Here is a 6060-nt window from a genome sequence, read left to right on the forward strand (position 1 = left end):
ACGCTTTAAGCGATAGAGGTCGTCACCGCACCGGCGGCGCGTATTGCAGGCCGCCCTGCGTCCATAGCCTGTTCATCCCGCGCGGCAGGTTGAGCGGCGACTTGGCGCCGAGATGCCGGTCGAAGCTCTCGCCGTAATTGCCGACTGCCTTGACGATGCGCACCACCCAGTCGTTGGTGAGGCCAAGGCTCTCGCCGAACTTGCCTTCGCTGCCGAGCAGGCGCTTGATCTCGGGATTGGCCGATTTCACCATTTCGTCGACATTGGCCTGGGTAATGCCGAACTCCTCGGCGTTCAGCAGGGCGTAGACGGTCCAGCGCACGATATCGAACCAGGCGTCGTCGCCTTGGCGGACCCATGGGCCGAGCGGCTCCTTCGAGATCATCTCGGGCAGGAGATCGTGCTCGGAGGGGGCCTTGAGTTTCATCCGGTTCGCCGCCAGCTGCGACAGGTCGGTGGTGTAGGCGTCACAGCGCCCGGCCTCATAGGCCTGGATGGTCTCATCGAGGCCGGCATAGGCGATGACCTCGTACTTCATGCCGTGATTGCGGAAATAGTCGGCGAGGTTGAGCTCGGTCGTGGTGCCCTGCGCGACGCAGATCGAGGCGCCGTTCAGCGCCTTGAGGTCCTTCACGCCGGTGCTTTTGCGCACCAGGAAGCCCTGGCCGTCGAAATAGTTGATCGCGGTGAAGTTGAGGCCGAAGCCGGCGTCGCGGCCGAGCGTCCAGGTCGTGGTGCGCGACAGCACGTCGATCTCGCCGCTCTGCAGCACGGTCAGCCGGTCCTTCGACGCGAGCGAGATGTATTTCGCCTTCTCCTGATCGTTGAAGATCGCTGCGGCCAGCGCCCGGCAAAGATCGGTGTCGAAGCCGCGCCACTGCCCCTGCGCGTCGGGCAGCGAGAAGCCGGCGACGCCCTGACTGGTGCCGCAGATCAGATGGCCGCGTTGCTTGATCCGCTCCAGCGTCGTCTGCGCCTGGGCAGCCAGCGGAAGTGCAGCCGCGAGGCAAAGGCCCGCCAAAGCGCTGCCGAAATTACGGGCGCGGCGTGCTGAAATTCTAAGCATTAGATTCCCCTGATTATAGCCGCAGCGATCTAACCGCGCTGCCATCGCGCGAGCCAGAGTTATTTATGCGGCTAATTGAGCGGGAGCCTGCATCCAGGCGCCGTTCTCCGCCGTATCTGGCGCTTGCGTAAAGTGGAGACCCGTCCTGCATGTCCGATCCCGTCCTCGTCATCGCCCGCGCCAGGGTTCTTCCCGCCGAGCGCGAACGCTTCATCGCGGCGGCGCACGACTGCATTGCGGCCACACGCCGCGAGCAGGGCTGCCTTGGCTACGACATTTGTGAAAACCTCGCCGACCCCGGCCATTTCATCAGTGTCGAAAGCTGGGAAAAGCGCGCCGATGTCGACCGGCATATGCAGCAGGCCCATCTCCAGGCCTTCCTCGCCATCGCAGGGACTTGCGTCAGCGCTGCTCCGGTGATCGAAGTGGTGGAACCGCGATCGGTCGATCGCCTCTGATCCATCACGCCACGGGTTTCTCCATGCAGCGCGCCATCTCCGTCGTCCGCAAGGCCGCGGTCAAGCAGGACCGGGTCGTCGAGACCCTCACCCTCGACCATCACGGCCGCAATGCTCGCAATGCCGCGCACAAGGGCGATGGCGGGCGGGAGATTCTGCTCGATCTCGACAAGCCGACCGCGCTGAATGACGGCGATGCCGTCAAGTTGGAAGACGGCTCGCTGGTCTTGATCAAGGCGGCGGCGGAAAAGCTGATCGCGATCACCGCCGAGAATCCGCTACGATTGACGCGTCTGGCCTGGCATCTCGGCGGGCATCATGTTTCGGCCGAGGTCACCGCCGACGCGATCTATGTGGAGCGCGATACGGCGCTCGCCGAGCTGGTTCGCGGCCAGGGCTGCGCGATGAGCGAAATCGAGCGGCCGTTCCAGCCCGAGCCCGAAGTCCATCATCACGAACATGGCGACGCCTGCGGCCATGATCATGGCCATCATCATCACGGCCATGACCATGGCCATGGCCATGCTGGCCACGACCATGGCCACGAGCACCATCACTCGCACGAGCATGGCGCGTCCTGCGGCTGCCGCCATGATCACCACCATCATGACGACCACGGCCACAAGCATGACCATGGCCATCACGGCCACGAGCACGGCCACAAAGGTCACAAGCACGACCACTGAGTCCTGCAGCGCGGGCGGACAGACATCATGGCGCTCCAAGGTCTCGACGGCCGTGCCTTCGGGTTGGAACTCGCCCTGCGGCTGGTCCGCTCGTGATCTTGGCCATCGCCACCGCGCTGACACTGCTCTTGGCCGCGATAGCCGGCCTGCATGCCTACTGGGGGCGGGACGGTCTCTGGCCTGCGGCGAGCGAGGATGAACTGGTCGCGACCGTCATCGGCAATGCGAGCGCGCGGCGCATGCCGTCCCCGGGCCTGTGCCTGGCGGTCACGCTGGCCATTGCCGTAACGGCGATCTGGCCGCTGCTGCTGGCGCAGGGACCGAGCGCAGGCACTCCGCGTCTGCTCATATTCTTCTCTGGCTTCGCCATCACGGCCGTCTTCCTGCTACGTGGTATCGCTGGCTTCCTGCCGGCCTGGCGGCGGCTGCATCCGCGCGAGCCCTTCGCCAGCAATGACCGCCGCTACTATTCACCGCTCTGCCTGCTGATCGCCGCAGGCTATGCGATACTGCTTTTGCAAGGCTCCTGAGCGATGAGCTTCTCCCTCGTGATCCGCTGCTGCGGGCATCGGCAGCCGCCCGGCTCCGGCAAGACGGCGCTATATCGGCGCGGATCTTGCTACGATGGACGGAAAGTCGACGACCATGCACAGCAAGCGTTCCTGTGCCTTCCGCAATGTGCGGCAGGGGAACGCCTCGGCCCGGTTGTCGACTTCATCGAGACCGCCGGCTGAAGACGTCGGCCGTGAGCTGAGGATGGCATTGATGATGATACTGCGAGCGATCGGATCTGTTGCCATGCTGCTGGCTCTCGCGTCGACCCCGGCCTTCGCCCATACCGGCGCCGGGCCGGTCGATGGTTTGATGCATGGCCTGATGCACCCGCTGACCGGGGTCGACCATGTGCTGGCCATGGTCGCTGTCGGCCTCTGGGCCGGGCTGGTCGGTGGCAAGGCGCGCATCGCCTACCCAGCCGCCTTCGTCACCACGATGGCGCTGGCGGGCGCCTGGGGCATGGCAGGCGGCGCACTCCCGGGCGTCGAGATCGGCATCGCCTTCTCGGTGGTCATCCTCGGCGCCGCGGTCGCGCTGAAGGCGTCGCCGCCGCTCGCAGCCGGCACGCTCGCCTGCGGCATCCTCGCCATCTTCCACGGTTTCGCCCATGGCGCCGAGCTGCCGGAGAATGCCAGCGGTCTCGCCTATGCGCTGGGCTTCATCCTCGCGACGGCGGTGCTCCATTTCGTCGGCATCATGCTGGCCGGCGTGATCGCCACCCGTGCGCCGCTCATTGCGCGGATCGCCGGTGGCGGGCTCGTGCTTGCGGGTGTCGCTCTCCTCGCCGGTTGAGACGGGCGTCATCGCTTCCGGCAAGCGCGCCGACCTCGTCCTCGTCGCGCCGGAGCCGCGCGTCGTCGCGACGATTGCCGGCGGGCGGCTGGTGCATCTGGCGGATCAGCGCATCCTGGTTTGACTGGACTGCGATTGCCGATCGGCGTGCTGCAACCTAGGATTTAAGCTTGCAGCGACTGGGAGGGGATGATGGCGCGCTGGTCGGACGCGATGAAGCTCTCGGACTACAAGGAGTACGAAACCTACCTGCAAGTCCCCGGCGTCTACGAGATCGGCTACATTCAGCGCGAGACCTTCTACCCGAAATATATCGGCAAGGCACCGGTGACGCTATACCAGCGCATCCGAACCTATGGGCGCGATCTTGGGCGCAGCTCCCATAACCGCTTCATCCGTGAGCTGGTCGAGGTCAACTATCACCGCCTCTGGTTTCACGTCATCCGCGTCAGTCGTCCCGGCGGTGCGGCGCTGCGGGAGGCTTTGCTCATGAACCGGTTGAGCATCGGGGAGTGCGGCCTCTACGAATGGAACTGCCGCTACGAATATGCGCCGCTGACCGAGGCGGGCTATGTGCTGAGATAGCTGATGAGCTCACGAGCGAAACGCCGCCGCGATCGCGCTGAGTGTCGCTGCTGCCCGGCTCTAACTGACGCTGGAGTGCAGGATGATCGGCCGGGTCGGTACGGTGGGAAGATCGAGCTGCGTTCCGACCTCGCTCAGGCCCGCAGGTGCCGCCTGACGGGCGAGCAGGGCGACGCCGAGGCCTGCCATCGCGGCGGCGCCGACCGCCGCGGCGCCCTCGCCGGTGAAGGCCTCGCGCCACGCAATGCCGGCCGCCTCCAGCGCCTCCACCGCCGTCAGGCGCAGTTTGCAGGGTTCCGGCTGGGCCGCCAGCGGCAGCGGCTGGCCCCGGGAGATCGGGAGATCCGGCGCGCAGAACCAGCCGAACTGCGCCTGTGTCAGCACTTCGCCGTCGCGGCGGCTTTCGTCATAGCGCAGCGCGACGACCGCATCGATCTCGCCAGCATCGTAGCGCTGGAGCAGGGTGCGCGTCGCACCGATCCGAAGGTTCAGGGTCACGCCGCCATCACGCTTGCTCGCGGCCTGAAGCAGGCGGGCTAGGTCCGGACCGACGAGATGATGCGTGATGCCGACGGAAAGACGAACGTTGTCGGATGACAGCGCGTCGGTCGCACGGCGATGTGCTGCCAGGAATTCCCGCGCCGGGACGAGAAAGCGTTCTCCGGCGGAGGTGAGGCTGACGCGTCTCGGCGTCCGTTCGAGCAGGCGCTGGCCCAGCCGCTCCTCCAGCCGGCGCAGGCGTAGCGAGGCGGCGGCCTGGGTGGTGTTCAGCAGCCCGGCGGCGCGCGTGAAGGAGCGATGCTCCGCTACGAGGACGAAGGTCTCGACGGCTTCCGGGTCGAGTGTCGGACGCGTTTGCATAACAAGATGATATCATTGAAACGCCGATGGCGACAGTTTCGATCGCTTCGTCGACAGTGTTCTGTGATGGCAGCGTTCCAGGAAAGCCCTGCTGCCCATGTCGACGACCAGCCCGAGCCCAGTTCCCGAGGAGGCTGCGAGCCGCGACGGGACCGATCCCTACATCTGGACCGTGCTGACCGTCGCGGTCGCGACGCAGACGGCGGGGTCCTTCGTTTCGCAGGGCGTCTATATCCTCGTTCCGTTCTGGCGGGATGCGTTCGGTATATCGCTGGCTTCTGCCGCACTCGCCGTTACCGCCATGAACGGCACCCAGATCCTGACGATGGTTTCACTCGGCCGCGCGATCGATCGCCATGGCGAGCGGGTGGTGGTCGGCATCGCTATGGTCGGCATGGCCCTCGCGATGGTCGCGGCGGCCCTGGCCAGCGAATTGATCGGGCTCCTGCTCTGCATGAGCGTTCTGGGCGGCACCTACGCGGCGGTGCAGCCGGGTGGGACAAGGGCGATCATGCGCTGGTTTCCACCGCAGCATCGCGGCCTCGCGACCGGCTTCCGCCAGGCGGCCGTGCCCCTGGGCACGATGATTGCGGCCGCACTGCTGCCGCTGCTCGCCGTGCGCGTCGGCCTGGCTGCGGCCGCCTGGTCGAGCGCGGCTGTGTCGCTGCTCGGGGCGCTGCTGTTCCTGCTCTTGTACAAGGAAGGCGGCGCGACGCAGGCAAAGCGCGAGACACCATTGGCCTTGCGCCAGCTGATCCGGACCGTCGGCGAAAATCCACGGTTCTGGCCGGTGTTGCGCCTCGGCATCGCGATGTCGGCCTTCCAGTTCACCTTCACCGCCCATGCGATCGGCTACATGGCCGACGCGCTCGCGCTCGGCATGCTCGGTGCGGCGAGCCTGTTCGCGTTGGCGCAATTGGCCGGCATTCCGGGCCGCGTGCTGCTGCCCTGGCTCAGCGACAGGCTGCGGCCCGGGCGGCGCTCCCAGTCCTTCGCCGTGACTGCGCTGCTCGGGGCCGCTGCCGCCGCGGCGCTCGCCGCGCTGCCGGCCGGCGTG

Annotated in this window: 10 protein-coding genes; 8 read left to right on the top strand and 2 right to left on the bottom strand. The window is 66.5% G+C overall.

Annotated elements, in window-relative coordinates; genetic code table 11:
• Positions 1–22: 22 nt before the first annotated feature.
• Positions 23–1066 carry an amino acid ABC transporter substrate-binding protein gene (locus CXY91_RS06220; RefSeq protein WP_100959726.1) on the bottom strand — a complete coding sequence of 348 codons (1044 nt, stop codon included), beginning with the start codon at positions 1064–1066 and terminating at the stop codon, positions 23–25.
• A gap of 149 nt (positions 1067–1215) precedes the next feature.
• On the opposite strand from CXY91_RS06220, the gene CXY91_RS06225 reads away from it, so the two are divergent.
• The 7 genes from CXY91_RS06225 to CXY91_RS06250 all read left to right on the top strand — a co-directional run bounded on the left by CXY91_RS06225 (position 1216) and on the right by CXY91_RS06250 (position 4142).
• Positions 1216–1524, top strand: coding sequence for a putative quinol monooxygenase (locus CXY91_RS06225; RefSeq protein ID WP_100959729.1), 309 nt, complete (start codon positions 1216–1218; stop codon positions 1522–1524).
• 23 nt (positions 1525–1547) lie between these two features.
• Positions 1548–2210, top strand: coding sequence for an urease accessory protein UreE (locus CXY91_RS06230; RefSeq protein WP_100959731.1), 663 nt, complete (start codon positions 1548–1550; stop codon positions 2208–2210).
• Between the two features lie 98 nt (positions 2211–2308).
• Positions 2309–2740 (top strand): DUF3995 domain-containing protein, encoded by a 432-nt coding sequence (locus CXY91_RS06235; RefSeq protein ID WP_158673282.1) that lies wholly within the window; start codon positions 2309–2311, stop codon positions 2738–2740.
• A 3-nt stretch (positions 2741–2743) separates the two neighbouring features.
• Positions 2744–2944, top strand: a complete 201-nt coding sequence (locus tag CXY91_RS30050; protein ID WP_158673283.1) for a hypothetical protein — start codon at positions 2744–2746, stop codon at positions 2942–2944.
• Positions 2945–3008: 64 nt separating this feature from the next.
• A complete protein-coding gene (locus CXY91_RS06240) occupies positions 3009–3557 on the top strand; it encodes a HupE/UreJ family protein (protein WP_248307380.1) in 549 nt (182 codons plus the stop codon).
• The gene (locus CXY91_RS06245) at positions 3535–3681 is read left to right on the top strand and encodes a hypothetical protein (protein WP_199777369.1); all 147 of its coding nucleotides are present in this window, start codon (positions 3535–3537) and stop codon (positions 3679–3681) included. Before CXY91_RS06240 ends, CXY91_RS06245 begins: the two co-directional genes overlap by 23 nt.
• Positions 3682–3749: 68 nt before the next feature.
• Positions 3750–4142 carry a hypothetical protein gene (locus CXY91_RS06250; RefSeq protein WP_158673284.1) on the top strand — a complete coding sequence of 131 codons (393 nt, stop codon included), beginning with the start codon at positions 3750–3752 and terminating at the stop codon, positions 4140–4142.
• A gap of 60 nt (positions 4143–4202) precedes the next feature.
• Here CXY91_RS06250 and CXY91_RS06255 read toward each other — a convergent pair whose 3' ends face one another.
• Positions 4203–5003, bottom strand: coding sequence for a LysR family transcriptional regulator (locus tag CXY91_RS06255; protein WP_100959737.1), 801 nt, complete (start codon positions 5001–5003; stop codon positions 4203–4205).
• Between the two features lie 97 nt (positions 5004–5100).
• On the opposite strand from CXY91_RS06255, the gene CXY91_RS06260 reads away from it, so the two are divergent.
• A partial coding sequence (locus CXY91_RS06260) for an MFS transporter (protein ID WP_100959739.1) occupies positions 5101–6060 on the top strand: 960 nt, incomplete at its 3' end.

Source organism: Allobosea sp. FBZP-16 (assembly GCF_002831785.1).
GTDB classification, from domain to species: Bacteria; Pseudomonadota; Alphaproteobacteria; order Rhizobiales; family Beijerinckiaceae; genus Allobosea; species Allobosea lupini.